The organism is Flavobacterium piscis (assembly GCF_031457575.1).
GTDB lineage: Bacteria > Bacteroidota > Bacteroidia > Flavobacteriales > Flavobacteriaceae > Flavobacterium > Flavobacterium piscis_A.
In genome coordinates, this window is sequence record NZ_JAVDWQ010000001.1 from 302,550 (window position 1) to 321,420 (window position 18,871).

Consider the following 18,871-nt stretch of genomic DNA (forward strand, 5'->3'; position numbering starts at 1 on the left):
TTAATGTAATTTGATTATAAAAATTTACTAAATGTGTAATTCAATTTGAAATAGATTCCTCTCCCTGGTTTTTGTATTTGAAAATTATCATATACTTCGGCGTTAAACATGTTTTTTACATCTACGCTGGTTACCATTTTTTTAGAAGGAAAACGATAACTCACTCCTAAATCATGTGCAACTTGAGTAGGTGTTTTAGACCATTCGGACATTCCTCTTGCAGTAAAATATTCACCTACATACCCTGCATTATAATAAGTGCTTAATACTGATTGTTTTTGAAAAACATTATTAAAACTATATTGCATATTCGCATTCATGGTAAAAAAAGGCTCGTTGGCTACCTGATGGCCATAATAATCATTTATTCTGCCATCACTATTTAATTCGCTTTTATCAAGGTTGTTGAATTTTGAAATATTAAAAGAAGTATTTAATCGATTGTTAAAGATGTAAATAATTTCAGCTTCGAAACCTTTTGCTTGTGTTTTTTGAAGATTAATGTATTGTGTAGTTTGAATATTAGCATCTCCTTCGTTTACAACATCTGCGGCGTTTACAGTTTGCTGCGTAATTTTATTGTAGCCATTACGCCAGAAAACATTAGAATAAAAGGATATTTTGTGCTTACCAAAGTCCGATGGATTCCAACGAAAACCTAAATTGTAGTTGATGTATTTCTCTGCCTCCAATTGAAGATTAGGCAGAATATTACGTTCAGGTGCTCCGAATAATTGGGTCTCGGAAGGCATTATATATGAGTTTTCTGTAGAACCAATAATAAACAGATTAGAAATCACATTATAAGAAACTGTAGCTCCATAGCCAAAATTACTGTCTGTAGTACTAACCTCCTCTTGTAAAATCGAGTTTACTCCATCAGTTGTCACTATTCTTTTCCGGGTATCATTAACAAGATTAGTGGTGTATTTACCTAAAATAATAGTCTTTAATTTTCTATTAAAAGTTTCGGCTTCATAATTCATAGAAATAATATTTTTGTAGATATTACTGTCGGTAGCTAAATCTTTGGAGGCAGGATTTAGTAAATCCTCCTCTTTTCTATTTGTAGCTTCAAATTTATGGTTCAATGAAACACGATGCCCATCAGCAATCAAATAGCCCAAATTGCTACGTGCGTTTGTGATTTTTGTTTCGATATCCGAAATGACTTTTTTTCCTTGTTGTCCTCCATCTTTGGTACGCAATTGAACTATTTCGTCATTTTGAACAACCTCTCTTATTTTACCATCCCAATTGTAAGCATAACCCACTGTGTCTTGTAAATAGGTACTACGTTCGCTTCGCACGGCATTGACATTAAATGTCAAATCTTTTGTCAGGAAATTTTTCTTATTGTAGTTCAGTTCAAATACATGCGCTTCCGTTTCATTAAATCGGCCAACATAAGGTACCGCCATTGTTATACCATGAGGAATTTCTGTATAGTTACTGGATCCATTATATACAATAAAAAACTGATCAGCCCATTTAGTGTCGGTAAAACCAACTTCAAAACGACCTGCTATATTTTTGTAAGTATTGTTGAATCGTTTTGCCCTATAGTTTCTAATAATTTGCTGATAAACATTTACATATGTTGATGAGTGTCCCCAAGTTTCATAGCTATTGTCTGTGTAGATATAAGAACCAGAACCTCTAAATGACAGCCCTGTTTTTTTATCACGATATATTACGCCAAAATCTGATTGAAAAGTATTGAATGATCCATAAGAAACAGCAACATTAGCTGTGTTTTGAGATACATCTTTTTTTAATACAACATTGATGGCCCCACCTACATAGTCACCTGTTAAATGAGACGGCAGAACACCTTTGTAAACCTCTATACGTTCAATCATGGATGGTGGGATATTGTTGAGATTGAATGACTGACCATAAGTAGAAACTTCAATTCCGTTAAGAAAGATTCCGATTGTACTTCCCGACATACCGTTAAGGTTATATTCAACATTAGAGCCGACTCCCCCATTCTGTCTTACCCGAACACCAACTGATCGGTCTAATAATTCATTGGTTGTCAAATTTCTTAAGGATGCTTCCTTTGTTTCAATGATTGATACAGCAAAACCGGAAGTTTCTATTTTTTTCTTTTTTGATGTTCCCTGGACTTCTACATTTTCTAAAGTTTCCGCATTCGTATCTTTATTATCTGTTTTTTCGGTCTTATTGTCAATTTCCTTAGTAATGGTTTTTTGTGAAAAAACGGGAAGAAACATTAAGAGAAATAGAAAGGAAAAGATATATTTGTTATGCATGGATTTTAGTTGGTTTTTTTTTAACAGAAATCTATTCTTAATTAGACTTATTATAAATAAATTTGCTGCAAAAATACTATTGCCTTACTGATAACAGATAGGGAAAAACGGATTATTATTTTGTAAAAACGGATTATTATTTTGGAATTTAAATCAATTATTTTAGGGCACGAACAACCAATTATAAACGTAGAAACTGGTGATCTATACAATCCTAAAAGTCATTTTACAGAAGAAAAAATCAGTATAAAGAATGAAGAAGTCGAAGAAATTACATTTACCAGCCTGATTACTGAAGGCATTTTAATTATTGATGCTCAAATGTTGTTTTCAACTCCACAAACTATCATAACGCAAATGATTGGAGAGTCTGTAGTAATGAATTTTATTTGCTGTAACAATCTGGAAACCTATATTGACGAAGTAGAGAGCGAAAAGTATACTACAGAGAATACGCATAACATCCTATACACCTCACAATATAATGCAACATTCAAAATCCCTGCTTTTGAAGAAATTAATTACTTGTCTATTATATTATCACTTGATTTTTATTCTAATTTAATTAATGAAGATTGGAATCTCCATCAAAATTTCTCGAAAAAAATTTCACAAAAAAAATCCGGTTATCTTACTCCTAAATATGTTCCTTTTAATTCAGACATACAATGGGTTATTCACGAAATCAAAAATTGCAAATACACAGGCTCCTTAAAAAAAATGTATCTTGAGTCAAAAATAAAAGAGCTTTTAATTTTACAATTTGATTCATTAAAAAGACCTCAAAATAAAGTTCCTGTTGATGAGAAAGATTTTAAAAAGCTCCTTGAAGCCAAAAGAATTCTGGAGACCAATTTTACGAATGCACCAACGCTTTTAGAACTTTCAAGATTAATATCACTTAATGAGTTTAAACTAAAAAAGGGGTTTAAGGCGTGTTTTTCAACGACAGTAAAAAGCTATGTTACAAAACTCCGAATGGAGCATGCTAAAAATTTATTCAAAAACAAGGTTTCAAATGTAGGTGAGGTGGCATATAAATGCGGATATAAAGATGTATCTCATTTTTCAGCCGCCTTTAAATCCTTTTATGGATTTACTCCTATAAGTTTTCGAAAAATTAACGTCTATACCAAATTACATTTTCTATTCTTGGAATTAATGGACATTTTTCCTTTGATGGATCTCTTATAATTTTAAAATTCTTAACAAAAAAAGAAGCCAATTAAGCTCCTTTTTTTTGCAATTAAATTCAATCCTTATCGTAATACTAAAAAGTGTTTTTTTGTTTTTCGACAAAATTGTGTGCCTGTAGTTCTAATAATTCCGTTGCTTTTTTACGTTGCAGGTCGTATAGATTTTTATCCTCTGCAATATCAGCATATACTTTATCATGCATTAGGGCACTGGTTTTTACTAACAAATCACGTTGGTATTTATTCTGTGCCAAAGTTGCTTTCATTGCCGTCTCAGATTCTTCCTGCTTAAAATCGAATTCTCCTTTTGGTGCTAATAATTTTGCAATAATCGGAGAAGTTTCAATCGCCAAAAACAGCAACATTATAAAGAATGAAGGCAGCCACGGTAATTTATTTAATGCATTAATACGTGCCATCAAACCATCAAAACCCTCGATGATGGGCTGAGTCTGTGAAACCTTTTTATCTAAATCGGCTTGAAGTTGTTTTCCTGCTTTTTCTTTCTCAGCAATTTTAGCTTCGTTGACTGTTTTTAAGTCCGCAAATTCTTTTAAAGAGGCATCATGTTTTTCCCGTTTTTCTTTATAAACAGGGCCTTTTCCAAGTTTTTTAGTTCCAGCTGTACCTTCGGCTTCGGTAATATAAGTCGAATATAAAGCGTTTACTTCTTTTTCCTTATTCAGAATATCATTTTTCAACACTGTAATTTCAGCTTTATTCTTATCTAAATCTGATTTGAAATAATTTCCAATTTGTTTTTTATTGGCTAATTCCATTTCATTTTTTTCTTTCAATAAAACGGTATTGATTTCTTTTTCGAAAATTTTAATTTCTAATGGTTTCGAAATTACAATAGCAATAATAATGGCCAGCATAATTCTGGGAGTCGCCTGCAGCAATTCATCCATAAAACGATCCCTCTTTTTAATTGTCGAAACAATAAATCGGTCTAAATTAAAAATGAGTAAACTCCATACAAACCCAAAAATTAAGGCTGGATAAATAGAGTCAAAAACAGTAAAAAGTGCATAAGCACTGGCCAGAAAAGCCATAACTGCAGTAAAAAAAACGGTGGCCCCAATACCAACATATTTGGTTTGTTCGCCTTCTGAACAGCCTTCGAGCAGATTCCGATCGGCTCCTGAACACAGGATAAAAAATTGTTTTAACATGATTGATGATTTTTGATTGTGATTGCTTCGCCAGTTCGCCTTTTCAGGCTCGTGTGATAAGGCAAATTTAACGCCAAAATTTTAATCTACAGTAAATAGTTGGTTTCTTTTTTCCTGTAAATCAATTATTTGATCCTTAGATATTACCTAAACATTAAATGAATTTTGATTTCCCAGGACAATCATAACAGTATGTTAATTTTTATTAAGGGTTATAGTAATACGAAGGTTATAGTTTCGCAGACAAAATCAAACTAAAAAACACAATGAAAAAAATTTATTTATTATTAACGTTTATGTTATTAGCCTTTTCAGGTTATGCCCAAAAAGCAATTATCTCCGGAAAAGTATTAGATACAGACGACAAACTCCCATTACCAGGAGCGATGATTCAAATTGTAGGTGAAAACAAATACACGGTTTCAGATTATAATGGTCGTTTTGAATTGCTTAACATTAATGTTGGTACTTATCAGGTTTCTGTAAAATATATTGGATATACTGCAGTAACCCATGAAATCACAGTAGAGCAAGGCAGGAATAATGTCCTTGATTTTGTTCTTAAAGCCTCAGGCACAGAACTAAATGAAGTTATAGTTGGAGACATTTTAAAAGGTCAGGCAAAAGCATTGAATCAGCAAAAAAACAGCAAAAATATTGGAAACGTAATTTCATCTGACCAGGTTGGACGTTTTCCGGATGCCAATGTTGGAGACGCTTTAAAACGGGTTCCGGGTATCACCATGCAAAATGATCAGGGTGAAGCCCGTAATATTATTATCAGAGGTCTTGCCCCATCTTTAAACTCAGTAACTCTAAACGGTGACCGGATACCATCTGCAGAGGGAGACAACAGAAATGTACAAATGGACTTGATTCCGTCTGATATGATCTCTACTATTGAAGTAAACAAAACCCTAACTTCAGACATGGATGCTGATGCGATTGGAGGTTCTGTAAATTTAGTAACAAGAGCTACTCCAAACGGCGAAAGAATCTCGGCAACTCTTGCCGGTGGTTACATGCCTATTCGTGAAAATGCCACTTACACTGCAGGCTTAGTATACGGAAATCGTTTTTTTGACAATAAATTAGGTGCTGTTCTCAGTGGATCATACAACAATGTAGATTATGGTTCTGATAATATTGAAAACGAATGGGTTAAAGATGAGTTCGGAAACGAATATTTACAAGCATCAGAAATTAGAAAGTATGATGTACAGCGGATTCGCCGAAGCAGTTCTGTAGCTCTGGATTATAAATTTGATGAAAACAACACCCTTTTTGCCAATGCAATTTACAATTGGAGAGACGACAGAGAAAACCGTTTCAGAACCACTTATGATGATATTGAACCTATATATAACGGGGAACAAATTACAGGTTTTGAAGGTCGTGTAAAACGTCAGACAAAAGGTGGTATTGACAACAGCAGAAACAAGAGCAGAAGATTAGAAGATCAGCGTGTTCAAAACTATTCGATTCGCGGAGAGCATCTAATCAACTCAAAATTAGATTTAGACTGGTCAGCAAACTATGCAAAAGCGAGAGAATACCGTCCGGGAGAACGTTACATTGAATACCGTCAGAAAGGTCTGGAAATGATCCAAGATCTATCTGATCCACGATTTCCGTTAATGACAACTATTGGAGAATCAACAGATCAATTTGAATTTGATTCGGTAACCGAAAACACAGATGAAACGAGCGAAAGTGAATTTGGTGCTAAAATAAACGTCCGTTTTCCGTTCTCAATCATTGCAGCTGAAAAAGGAAGAATCAGAACCGGTCTTCGTGTTAGAATGAAAGAAAAAGAAAGAAATAATATTTTTTATTCTTACGAACCTCTTAGCGGAATGGAATTACTATCAGATGTTGCAACAAGTTATTTTGATGGAAAAAATTTCAATCCAGGCAGCAAATATGTTCCGGGAACTTTTGCTTCGGCTAATTTCTTAGGAAACCTTGATTTGAATAATGCAGCCTTATTTGATAAAGAAACAGATCCTTCAGAATTTCTCGCAGTAAATTACAATGCCAAAGAAAATATTTATGCGGCTTATGTCAGATGGGACCAGGATTTCAACGATAAACTTTCAATGGTTTTAGGTTTTCGTTTAGAGAACACTCACATTGATTACACCGGAAACCGTGTTTTAGATGAAGAAGAGTTAGAGAGTAAAATCAACACTACAAATTCTTATACTAATTTATTGCCTAGTATTTCATTTCAATATAATGCAACCAAAGATTTAGTTTTAAGGGCGGCCGCTACAACAGCTTTGGCAAGACCCAACTACTATGCATTAGCACCTTACGTAAACAATGTTGCGTCTGATAAAGAAATTACAGCCGGAAATCCAGATCTGGACGTAACATATTCATATAATTACGATTTCATGGCAGAAAATTATTTTAAATCGGTTGGATTAATTTCCGGAGGTATTTTCTACAAAAGATTAAATGATTTCATATACAATTATAGCGACAACCAATATACTGATGCAAAATTTGCAGCAGATTTCCCTAACCAGATGAACCCAGTTCCAGCTGGCGAGAACTGGTCGTTTATACAATCACGCAACGGAGATATCGTTGATGTATATGGCTTTGAGGTTGCCTTTCAACGTCAGTTAGATTTCTTGCCAGGCAAATTTCTAAAAGGATTGGGTATCTATTTAAATTATACTTACACGAAATCAGAAGCAAAAGGAATTGCCGATGAAGACGGAAACGAAAGAAACAACATTAGTCTTCCTGGAACTACACCACATATGTTTAACGGATCATTATCTTGGGAAAACAAACGTTTTTCTGCAAGAATTTCGACCAATTTCACTTCAGATTATTTAGATGAATTAGGTTCAGAATCGTATAAAGACAGTTATTATGACAAGCAATTTTTCTTAGATGCAAATGCTTCTTATAAAATTACATCACACCTTCGCGTTTTTGCCGAAGCCAATAACTTAACCAATCAGCCTTTGCGCTACTATCAGGGAGTTGAAGCACATACCAAACAAGTAGAATATTATCAGGCCCGGTATAATTTCGGATTGAAGTTTGACTTGTAATAATCCATTTAAAAAAACCTAAATTAGACAGAACTTAACCAGTTCTGTCTAATTCTATTAAAACAAAATTATAATGAAGAATACCTCTATAATCGCTTTTTTGCTTGTAAACTTATTATTGACAGCTTGCAAAGACAGCAAATTAGCTCCCGTTGCCGCAAATGCTATTAAACCCACAGTTATTACTGAAACTTTACCTCATGATACTGATGATCCTTCCATCTGGATTCACCCGACTGATGCTTCAAAAAGTATTATCATCGGAACTGATAAAGACACTAACGGTGGTTTGTACGCTTTTGATTTAAAAGGAAAAATTATTGCAAAATCAGAAGTTTTAAAGCGGCCAAATAACGTTGATATCGCTTACGGATTAATTATTGATGGAAAAAAAGTTGACATTGCCGTAACTACTGAACGCGAAACTAATGAAATCAGAATTTTCAGCTTACCTGATTTAAAGCCCATTGATAATGGCGGAATTTCAGTTTTTGAAGGCGAAACATTACGCGGCCCAATGGGAATTGCTTTATACACACGACCAACAGATGGTAAAATATTTGCTGTTGTTGGAAGAAAATCTGGCCCTTCTGGAAGTTATTTATGGCAATATGAACTTTCTGGAAACGGAAAATTCGCTGTTGCAAAAGTGGTGCGAAAATTTGGAACTTACAGCGGCAAGAAAGAAATTGAAGCAATTGCAGTTGATAACGAATTAGGTACCATTTTATATTGTGACGAGCAATTCGGAATTAGAAAATACAAAGCTGATCCGGCTTTAAACGACAACAAAGAACTGGCTCTGTTTGGAAAAACCGGTTTTAAAGCTGATAACGAAGGAATCGCAATTTATAAAAAAACCGATTCTACAGGATATATTCTGGTTTCGAATCAACAGGCCAATACTTTTATGGTTTATCCGAGAGAAGGCGCAAATGGAAATCCTAACAATTATCCTTTATTAGCTGAAATTCCAATATCGACAGTTGAATGTGATGGCGCTGATGTAACCAATATTAATTTAGGGGGAAATTATAAAACCGGCCTTTTTGTAGCGATGAGTAACGGAATGACTTTTCATTATTATGCCTGGGATTTAATCCAGAAACGCATTGACGAAGCTAAAAAATAAGTTGTCAGTTTATCAGTATTCAGTTTACAACTGTAACTCAATATTGAGGCCATAACCCTTATATTGAAGAGGCTGTCTAAAAGGGCAGCCACTTTTTATAGAAAAGATAGCTTTTAAAACCAATCCTTTTTTTTATTTTTAACGAATCTTATATTCCTTAAAATGAAAATTTTCTATTGGTTTCTTTATTTTTTTACATTTATTACAATTGGTTTTTCTCAATCCAAACAAAAAGAAAGCAGTGTTTTAGAAAACGGTGTTTCAGAACAATTAGCTGGTTTTCGCAAAAAACAGATTTCAGATGTTCAATACGATTTGATTTTTAAAATTCCGAATCACAAAAGTGAAGGCATCAATTCTAAGCTAGTTTTAGACTTGAATTTATCAGATTTGAGTCAGCCTTTATATTTAGATTTTAAAGAGAAATCTTCAAACATAAAATCAGTTCAGATAAACGGAAAAAATATTTCGATAGTGCATGAAAAAGGGCATGTTATCATTCTTCCAGAAACTTTAATTTTAGGAAAAAACACAGTTTCGATTTCTTTCATTGCAGGAAACCTATCCTTAAACCGAAATGATGATTTTTTGTATACATTATTAGTTCCGGACCGTGCGAGTACTTTGTTTCCTTGTTTGGATCAGCCCGATATTAAAGCGACTTATAAACTGAGCCTCTCTGTTCCAAAAGACTGGTCGGTTTTGGCTGGAGCCGGGGTAAGCCAAAAAGAGGAAAAAGGGAATTTTACAATTTATACTTTTGGAGAATCAGATAAAATGAGTACCTATTTGTTTTCTTTTGTAGCTGGAAAATTCAAAAATGTTACTCAAAAACCAGGTTTGGAAATGACGATGTTGTATCGCGAAAATAATCCGGAAAAGATACAGGTCAGTACCGATACTATTTTTAAACTGCATCAGCAATCGTTAGAATTTTTAGAAAAATATACCAATTATAAGTTTCCATTTCAAAAATTGGACTTTGCTTCTATTCCGGGTTTTCAATATGGCGGAATGGAACATGTTGGCGCCATTCAGTACAGAGAATCGACCTTGTTTCTGGATAATAGTGCCACAGACAGCGAGAAATTAGACAGAGCAAAACTCATCGCACACGAAACGTCGCATATGTGGTTTGGCAATTTGGTTACCATGAAATGGTTTGATGATGTGTGGATGAAAGAAGTATTCGCCAATTTTATGGCAGACAAAATCATGAATCCGATTTTTCCGAAAGTCAATCATAATCTACAGTTTTTCAGTGCTCATTATGCCAATGCTTATGCGGAAGACCGATCATTAGGAACACATCCGATCAAACAGAATTTAGCCAATTTGAAAGATGCCGGTTCACTTTACGGAAGTATAATTTACAACAAAGCCCCCATTATGATGCGTCAGCTGGAAACTTCAATGGGAAAAGACGCTTTTCAAAAAGGAATTGAAAAATACATTAAAAAATACGCCAACGATAATGCCGACTGGAATAATTTAGTAGAAATTCTGGATGCCGAGACATCGCTCGACATGAAAAAATGGAGTAAAGTTTGGGTCAACAAATCCGGAAGAGCCATTTTTACAGATAAAATAGAATACGACACACAAAACCGAATCAGGAAATTTGAAATTCAGCAAAAAGCGGAGGACCAATCAAAAAATATCTGGCCTCAGGTTTTTCAGATTGGTTTGATTTATACTGATACGGTGAAAGTGGTAAATGTCAATATAAAAGACAAAAAAAACAATTTAAAAGAGTTAATCGGCCAACCAAAACCGATTAGTATTGTTTACAATTATAATGGTTTTGGATACGGCATTTTTCCGATCGACGGGAATGATTTAGACAATATTTCAACTTTGAAAGATGAGATGGCAAGAGCTTCAGGTTACAGCAATCTTTACGAGAATACATTAATTGGAAATATTTCTCCGGAGAACGCTTTTAATTATTTTTTTAGAGGAATTCAAACAGAAGAAAATGAATTGGTTTTGAAAATTACTTCTAATAATTTGAATACTATTTATTGGAGATTTTTTACAGAGAAACAACAGAACAAAGTGCAAAAGCAATTGGAAAATGTATTGTACGAACGTTTGCAAACCAATTTACCAAGTAATATCAAAAAGACATTATTTAATTTATTTAGCTCAATAGCATATTCAGATTCGGGAAAAGAAAAATTATATCAGATTTGGAGTAAGAAAAATGTAATTCCGGGTTTGAAATTAAACGAAGACGATTATACCAATATCGCTATGAATCTGGCAATTTTCAAACATGAAAAAGCAGAAGAAATTTTAGAGAAAGCCAAAGCCGCCATTACAAATCCGGATAAACAGAAACGTTTTGAGTTTTTATTACCTTCATTATCCAAAGACGAATCAGTTCGGTTTGCTTTTATGGAATCGCTGCAAGACGATAAAAACAGGGAAAAAGAATCGTGGGTTTCGGTTGGATTAGCGAATATTCATCATCCGCTGCGTCAGGAAAGTGCTCAGAAATATATTCGCTTTCCATTAGATTTGACAGAAGAAATTCAACGTACGGGAGATATTTTTTTTCCGAAAGACTGGCTGAATAATACTATTGGAAAATATTCGTCTCAATATGCTTTTAATGAAGTGCATCGATTCTTAAAAGAAAAACCTAATTTTAGTCCGATTTTGAAAAGGAAACTATTTCAGACTACGGATTTGCTTTATAAAGCACAAAATATTAAAAAAGAAACCGAATGAAAATTGAATCGGAAATAGAGAAAGTCTCCAGTTTTCAGCATCTCGAAATGCTGGCGAATCAGGTTGTAGAAGGTTTTATATCCGGAATGCATAAAAGTCCTTTTCATGGATTTTCGGCTGAATTCGCGGAGCATAAAGTCTATAATGCCGGAGAAAGCACTAAACATATCGACTGGAAATTATTCGCCAAAACTGACCGTTTATACACCAAACGTTTTGAGGAAGAAACCAATTTACGTTGTCATTTGATTGTTGATAACTCATCATCGATGCATTATCCGGAACTAAAATCGAATCAGCCTTTTTATGAAAAAAAGATTGGTTTTGCGGTTTTGGCTTCGGCAGTTTTGATGAATATTTTAAAGAAACAGCGCGATGCCGTTGGTTTAAGTGTCTTTTCGGACAGCTATGAATATTATGCTCCGGAAAAAGGAAGCGATCGCCATCATAGAATGTTGCTCAACAAATTAGAACAGTTGCTAATAGAACCGAAAGTCAAAAAAAGTACGGATACGATTACGTATCTGCATCAAATTGCAGAGAAAATGCACCGTCGGTCAATGATTATTTTGTTTACCGATATGTTCCAGTCAGAAGATGATGAAAAATTGTTTAATGCCTTACAGCATTTAAAACACAACAAGCATAAAGTGGTTTTATTTCATGTGGTTGATAATGAAACTGAACTAAAATTTGACTTTGATAACACACCAAGAAAATTTATCGACCTGGAATCTGGCGAAGAAGTATCAATTTTTGCCGATAACGTAAAATCTGAGTATGAAAAAAGGTCTTCGGCATACTTTAAAAAATTAGCGTTAACCTGCGCAAAGAACCAAATCAAGTACGTTCCTGTGAATGTTGGTGATAATTTCGAAAAAATACTGACTACATATTTAGTTGAAAAACAAAACTTTGGCTAATAATTTAAAATTTATTAGATTTTTTTTATCAAAACACTTGCAGAAACGAAATTCTGTACTATCTTTGCAACCGCAATAACGCAGAGGTTTGGTAGTTCAGTTGGTTAGAATACATGCCTGTCACGCATGGGGTCGCGGGTTCGAGTCCCGTCCAGACCGCAATATTGGGAGAAGCCTTTCTTAACGGAAAGGCTTTTTTGCCCATAAACGGTATCTAAAATTAGTTGTGTTGTTTTGCTACGAATTTGTAACTCGTAGCTCGGTTTAGTAGTTAGACCAATGAAAAGCTTTCCACTTTTGTGGATGGCTTTTTTGATTTAAGGCTTTTTTTGTCTGAACCATATAAGTAATATTTAATGGATCAATCCCAAATTTTAAAATTGCTTCGCCAGTTCCCTATCGCTTAGTGCCAATACCAAAAAAAAAAAAAGATTAAATGATTGTATATTGCAATTATTAAAAACAACTCAATATATAATGAAGCAGCAATGTGTTATTTTTGATATGGATGGCGTGATTTGTCATACGAATCCACATCATGTAAAAGCTTTCGAGGCCTTTTTTAACAATTATCAAATTCCTTATACAGAAGAAGAATTTGAGGAGCATATGTACGGAAAACATAACGGTTATATTATGACGCATTTCTTTAAGCGTTCAATTACCGGAGAGGAACTTACAAAACTGGAGGATGAAAAAGAATCGATGTTTCGTGAGATTTATAAAGACAAAGTCGAAACGATTCCGCACTATCTGGAATTTTTAGAGGAACTAAAATCCCGTAACTTTAAAACAGCTGTTGCAACTTCTGCCCCGCGTGCCAATCTTGATCTTATTATAAAAACGTTACAAATTGAAGATAAAATGGATTCTATGATGTCAAGCGAAGACGTAAAACATCACAAGCCTGATCCTGAAGTGTACCTAAAATCGGCAGAACGTGTTGGAGTTTCTCCGGCTGACTGTATTGTTTTCGAAGATTCATTTTCAGGAGTTTCAGCAGCGCTAAATGCAGGAATGAAAGTTGTTGGTGTGTTAAGTACGCATACAAAAGAACAACTGCCTCCATGTAATTTTTATATTAACGATTACAGCGAAGTAAATGTCGATAAGATTCTGGAATTATTGAAAGCTTAGATAATTTGTGAAAAGTAAAAAGAGAATTGTTAAATTTTTAAACCATATAATATAAGTTCATTTAAATAAATGAGCAAATTTGAATAGCCTCCAGTTTTAACTGGAGGTTTTTATGTTTGAAAGAGAATGGCTTTAGCCGAAATTTTATTCCCAGAACATTTTTTGATTATGTTTTACCAAGTATAAACAGGTATTACCTTTATCATCTATTTCTTTCTTTAAGTCAAAAATATATGATCCTTTAGATTGTTTGTTTCTCTCTGTACCACACCAGCTCCAATTGAGTTGACTTACTTTCTTATTATTTATAATTCCACTAATTTGTTCGTATGGTTCACTTCCATCAAAAACAAATTCTTTAAAATTAATAGATTCGGTAGAACTGCCATTTTTAATATTTCCAATTAATGTTTCTCCTATTACCAATGAATCAATATTTTCTCCGGTTTTGTTGTAAAACTTCGCATGCAGACTTCTGAAGTTTACAAAACTGCTTAAGATAATTATGCTTAGTAATGTAAAAACAAACAGTTCTACTTTCCTTTCTTTAGATAGCAGCATTTTTTTAATGTAGGTTTTTATTTTATAGAAAAATCCAGCAATTCTTTTGGCTCAACATCTAAAGCATTGGCAATTTTTACAAGAGTTCTTACAGTTGTATTTATTTCAGCTCTTTCAATTCTACCTATTTGAGATTTAGGAATATCTGAACATTGGCTAAATCTTGTTGAGACATGCCTTTCTTTTCACGCAATTTTCTGATGTGAACCCCAAGATTTGCAATAAAAGTTTCTTCTGAAATATCCATATTTCAAAAGTCATAAGATTTACTCTTCAAATGGACTCATGTATGAGTCCAAAAGTATTGTATTTGAATGATCAAAAAAATAAGACGATGACTACAGAAACCCTTTTATACTAATTGAGCAGACCGAAGAAAGTTAGACGGTTATTTTAAAAATTCCTTATTAGAACCCATAATTTATATGTTTTTTATTTTTCAAATTTATAGTAGTTCAGAACGGATTTATATTCAGTGCTATCATATATACATCCCTTATAATAAGTGTTTTTTTAGTTTATATATTTGAATTACGGATTATGAATAAAAGTGAAGAATCATTTAATATTATATGACTGTCCACTAAGCGGACTAAACTATAAAATAACACACAGATTATACGGATAAAAACAAACGGATTTAAATTTGATCTGTGGTAATCTGTTTAAATCCGTATAATCTGTGTGCCAATTATTTAATTGGTATTAGAAGCGGATAGTCACATAACATTATAATAAAAACACTTTGCAGTTACAAATTGAAGTTTTTTTTGTTAATCTCAAAGAAAATAAAATAGTGAAATATTAGCTACACGAAAAAAAGAGTCTACACCCAAAATTGACTTTAAAATTAATGGGGAATTATTTATAAATTAAAAAATTAAAGAAATGAAAAAATTAATTTTCAGCCTTGTTGCAACTGTAATGATTACATCTTTTGGTTTTGCAAACCCAAACGAACCCGTAAAAGAAAAAAAGGATGAAAAAGCTTCAAAAGAAAAAGTGAAAAGGGAAGAAGAAGTTAAAAAAGTATCATGCTCAATAACAATTGGAGATTATACTTATAGTTCAACCTATTCCTGTTTCTTCTGTTGGGGCGGTTCTGATGATGGTTGTAAAGCAGCTTTGTTGGATTTCATTGAATTATGTCAAAATTATTAAACAAATTATTAGGGGTACTTTACTATTTTTTAGTACCCTGTTTTTTTAAACTAAATAACAATGAAATACTTGATAATAGCTTTATTATTATTTTCAATATCATATTCTCAAAATTTGAAAGTTGAATTCAATTTTACTATAAACAAATCAAATGATTTAGCGTCAACCACTAAGAAATACATTTTAGAACAAAATGAATCTAAATCCATCTTTTATTTTGAGCAAATTCGAGACAAAACACAATTTAAAAACTCAGAACTTGCAGAGGTAATTTTTGATAGAGACTCAATTGTTGCATATATTATTGGAGATGACGTTGTTGAATTTTTCCGAAAAGAGAAACATTATAAAGATTTTAAAAATAACCTGCAATATTATAATTTTGCCATTGCATTTAAATTAAAACCAATTTATATTAGAGAAGAAATAAATCTATTTGATTGGAAAATTTCTTCAACAGAAAAAGACACTCTTATTGGTGGATATAGTTGTAAAAAAGCAACAAGTAATTTTAGAGGTCGAAATTATGTTGCATATTTTACTAATGAATTAGCAAATGAAGGTGGTCCTTGGAAATTTGACGGATTACCTGGTTTTATATTAAAAGTTAATTCATCAGATAGGTATTTATCAATTGACCCAATAAAAATTGATGTGAACACAGAAAATGAAATAAAATTAACAAATCCATATTTACATAAGAATACTATTTCATACAAACAAATAAAGGGTGTGATTTTAGAAAGTGATAATGATTATCTAAAAAAAATTAGAAGTTTGCCTAATCCACCAGATAAAATTATAATAAATGGCCCGGAATCAATTGAAAATTTTGAACTTGGGGAACGTGTATATGAATAAATATATTATATGTATAAATATCTTATTTTGTTACTATCAACTCTTTCTTTTGGTCAAACTATAAATTTAAATATAATTAATAAAGAAGGTTCATTAATAAATAATTGTAATGTTTTATTTAAAGAAAAAAAAAATGATTTTATTAATGAGTTTATTAAAATATACAACGGTAAAAGTTCCTATACTTTAACATATACATATGATGAATTAAAAATTGAAGTTCAATCTTTTGGATATAGTAGTGAAACTATTTTAGTCAATAACCCTAAAAAAAATAACGTATATTCTTTTGATGTTAAACTAATAGTAAAAGTAAATGAATTAAAAGAAATAATTTTAGTTGGAAAACAAACACCTTTTAAAATTAAGAATGACACAATTGTTTTTAATGTAAATGAATATAAGGATGATAGTGATAAAAAAGTTGAAGACCTTTTAAAAAAATTACCTGGTATAGAAGTAGATGGTAATGGCTCCATTAAATACAAAGGAAAACAATTGGAAACTGTTACTTTGGATGGCAATAATATATTTAATAATAATTATAAATTAGGTACAAAGAACATAAATATCGACATGATTGATCAAATAGAAGCTATTGACAATTATACTAATAATTCATTATTAAAAGGTATTGAAAGTGAAGGCAAGGTCGCACTAAATTTAAAATTAAAGAAAGGGAAAACTGATTTTTCAGGTAATTTTGAAAATGCTTTCGGGCTAAAAAACGACTTAAATCCAGCATTTTACTCAAACTCTTATGTAATGCAAATATCTTCAAGAGTAAAGTCTTTTGGCTTATTAAATATTAATAACATAGGAAGAAGCGACACTTATTTTTATGAAAAACAAAACAATAACAGTTTAGACAGAATTTCAGATGATTATTTCAGAACCAAGAGGCTTTTTTCTGATGATTTATACAGTCCACAAATTGATCCCATTAGGTATAATATAAATAATCAAATTTATTTAAGTAATAACAATTTATTCAAAATAAATAAAAGACTCACCTTAAAGTCAAATTTAAACTTTATCATTGACAAAATTTATTCTAATCAAAATATAAATACCATTAATTTTATTGATACTACATTAGTTAAAACTAATGACAACTTTACTTCAATAAAAAAACCAAATGTATTTAGTGGAGATTTTGAATTAAAATATAATACAACCAATAATACTTTAATAGAAGTCTTTAGCAAACAATATTTTGAAAAAACAAGTGTGTTTAGTAATTATTTAAAAAATGAACAGATTGGTTTTCAAAACTTTAACGAGACAAAGAGTTTTTTTTCAATTAACAAATTAGCACATACTTGGAAAATTTCTTCCGATAAAGCTCTTCAAGCAAACTTATATTATTCATACAATACTATTCCGCAAACTTTCGAAAGTATAAACACACTAGAAAATATTAATCAAGATAGTAAATTTAAAAAGTCAACATTACTTTTAAACTATAACTTAATTGGTAAAAATAAAGATTATAGCTATGCGTTACAAATTGGTTCAGGTTTCCAAAAAAATCCTTATTTTTCAGAAAACTCAATAGATATTAATGATACCTCATTTAAAAAAAATTACTACTTTAGTCACTCAAGAATTAATATTTTTTTAAAAAAAATTACAATAATCCCTAATATTTCATTAACACACTATAATCTTTCTTTAGAGAATAGAATACCTATTAATAAATCCTATTCCAAAAGTTTTATTTTTGAGCCCTCACTAAATATTATTCTTAATAATAAAAATTCCACTTTCCTTATTTCATATTCTAATACACAAAAACCTGTTTCTGAAGAATATATTTTTACTAATAATGTTTTTACAAACAACCGAATAATAATTAATAATCAACCAACTTTAGACTATAAAAAAACAAATAACTTCTTATTTAATTATTTTTATAATAATTTATATACTAATACAACTGTAAATTTTTCTTCCCTATTTCAAAAAAACAATGGGCAATATTTATCTAAGTTTTCTATTACCGAAAATTATTCTATAATTAAGAATTCTTTTTATAATGAAGAAAACTCCTCTTTTAATACAAGTTTTCGCCTGTCAAAATTTATAGAAAAATTAGCATTAAATTTGACATATAGTTCAAGTTTAATTTATAATAAATATCCAAATTTTTTAAACAATTCTGATATCCGAAAAAACAACAATCAGGTATTTACAAATACCTTTATAATTAGAACAGGGTTTAATAGTAAAATTAATTTTGAGAATTCCATGTCTTATAAAATTTTAGAATCAAAATCTACAATTACAAATATTAATAGTTCAATAGATAATAATTTTAAAATAAGATGTAAAATAAACAAAAAATATAAAGCATCAATAAAATGGAATGTTTTTATGCCTGACTTTAACGACAAATCTAATGCTTATAATTTTGTTGACTTTGAATTGAATTATAAATTGAATGACAAAATTAATTTTATTTTAGTTGGCAACAACTTATTAAATTTAAAATACTTTAATCAAGTTGAAAACAATGACTTTTCCTCTTATGTTTCAACAACAAATTTAACTCAACAATTTTTCTTACTTAATATGGAGTATACCTTTTAATGTCCACTAACAGCAGTAGTTCTTTGGACATACTAACTTAGCCA

At 31.5% G+C, this 18,871-nt stretch carries 13 protein-coding genes and 1 tRNA gene; 10 read left to right on the forward strand and 4 right to left on the reverse strand.

The window, feature by feature from the left end; genetic code table 11:
- Positions 1-14 precede the first annotated feature (14 nt).
- On the reverse strand, positions 15-2,279 hold the full coding sequence (locus J2W48_RS01250; protein ID WP_310276857.1) for a TonB-dependent receptor plug domain-containing protein: 2,265 nt from the start codon (positions 2,277-2,279) through the stop codon (positions 15-17).
- A gap of 141 nt (positions 2,280-2,420) precedes the next feature.
- On the opposite strand from J2W48_RS01250, the gene J2W48_RS01255 reads away from it, so the two are divergent.
- Positions 2,421-3,473: a helix-turn-helix domain-containing protein gene (locus J2W48_RS01255; protein WP_310276859.1), complete on the forward strand. Its 1,053-nt coding sequence runs from the start codon at positions 2,421-2,423 to the stop codon at positions 3,471-3,473.
- A gap of 76 nt (positions 3,474-3,549) precedes the next feature.
- On the opposite strand, the gene J2W48_RS01260 is transcribed toward J2W48_RS01255, so the two are convergent.
- Positions 3,550-4,650, reverse strand: a complete 1,101-nt coding sequence (locus J2W48_RS01260) for a DUF4407 domain-containing protein (RefSeq protein ID WP_310276862.1) — start codon at positions 4,648-4,650, stop codon at positions 3,550-3,552.
- 266 nt (positions 4,651-4,916) lie between these two features.
- Between J2W48_RS01260 and J2W48_RS01265 the strand changes: the two genes are divergently transcribed.
- The 6 genes from J2W48_RS01265 (at position 4,917) to J2W48_RS01290 (ending at position 13,652) form a co-directional block, all read left to right on the forward strand.
- A complete protein-coding gene (locus tag J2W48_RS01265; RefSeq protein ID WP_310276865.1) occupies positions 4,917-7,724 on the forward strand; it encodes a TonB-dependent receptor in 2,808 nt (935 codons plus the stop codon).
- A 73-nt stretch (positions 7,725-7,797) separates the two neighbouring features.
- Entirely contained in the window at positions 7,798-8,856 is a 1,059-nt protein-coding gene (locus J2W48_RS01270) for a phytase (RefSeq protein WP_310276868.1), read from the forward strand.
- 162 nt (positions 8,857-9,018) lie between these two features.
- A complete protein-coding gene (locus J2W48_RS01275; protein ID WP_310276871.1) occupies positions 9,019-11,592 on the forward strand; it encodes a M1 family metallopeptidase in 2,574 nt (857 codons plus the stop codon).
- The gene (locus tag J2W48_RS01280; RefSeq protein ID WP_310276874.1) at positions 11,589-12,515 is read left to right on the forward strand and encodes a DUF58 domain-containing protein; all 927 of its coding nucleotides are present in this window, start codon (positions 11,589-11,591) and stop codon (positions 12,513-12,515) included. Before J2W48_RS01275 ends, J2W48_RS01280 begins: the two co-directional genes overlap by 4 nt.
- An 85-nt stretch (positions 12,516-12,600) precedes the next feature.
- Positions 12,601-12,674, forward strand: a tRNA-Asp gene (locus J2W48_RS01285).
- A 318-nt stretch (positions 12,675-12,992) separates the two neighbouring features.
- Positions 12,993-13,652, forward strand: coding sequence for an HAD family hydrolase (locus J2W48_RS01290; RefSeq protein WP_310276877.1), 660 nt, complete (start codon positions 12,993-12,995; stop codon positions 13,650-13,652).
- Positions 13,653-13,796: 144 nt separating this feature from the next.
- On the opposite strand, the gene J2W48_RS01295 is transcribed toward J2W48_RS01290, so the two are convergent.
- Both J2W48_RS01295 and J2W48_RS01300 read right to left on the reverse strand, forming a co-directional pair.
- Positions 13,797-14,213: a hypothetical protein gene (locus tag J2W48_RS01295; protein WP_310276880.1), complete on the reverse strand. Its 417-nt coding sequence runs from the start codon at positions 14,211-14,213 to the stop codon at positions 13,797-13,799.
- A 17-nt stretch (positions 14,214-14,230) separates the two neighbouring features.
- Positions 14,231-14,356, reverse strand: a complete 126-nt coding sequence (locus J2W48_RS01300) for a helix-turn-helix domain-containing protein (RefSeq protein ID WP_310277898.1) — start codon at positions 14,354-14,356, stop codon at positions 14,231-14,233.
- Between the two features lie 745 nt (positions 14,357-15,101).
- On the opposite strand from J2W48_RS01300, the gene J2W48_RS01305 reads away from it, so the two are divergent.
- The 3 genes from J2W48_RS01305 to J2W48_RS01315 are packed head-to-tail and all read left to right on the forward strand — an operon-like array spanning position 15,102 to position 18,827.
- On the forward strand, positions 15,102-15,374 hold the full coding sequence (locus tag J2W48_RS01305; protein WP_310276883.1) for a hypothetical protein: 273 nt from the start codon (positions 15,102-15,104) through the stop codon (positions 15,372-15,374).
- A 60-nt stretch (positions 15,375-15,434) separates the two neighbouring features.
- Positions 15,435-16,235: a GLPGLI family protein gene (locus J2W48_RS01310; RefSeq protein ID WP_310276886.1), complete on the forward strand. Its 801-nt coding sequence runs from the start codon at positions 15,435-15,437 to the stop codon at positions 16,233-16,235.
- Between the two features lie 9 nt (positions 16,236-16,244).
- Entirely contained in the window at positions 16,245-18,827 is a 2,583-nt protein-coding gene (locus tag J2W48_RS01315) for a hypothetical protein (RefSeq protein WP_310276889.1), read from the forward strand.
- The last annotated feature ends 44 nt before the right edge of the window (positions 18,828-18,871 follow it).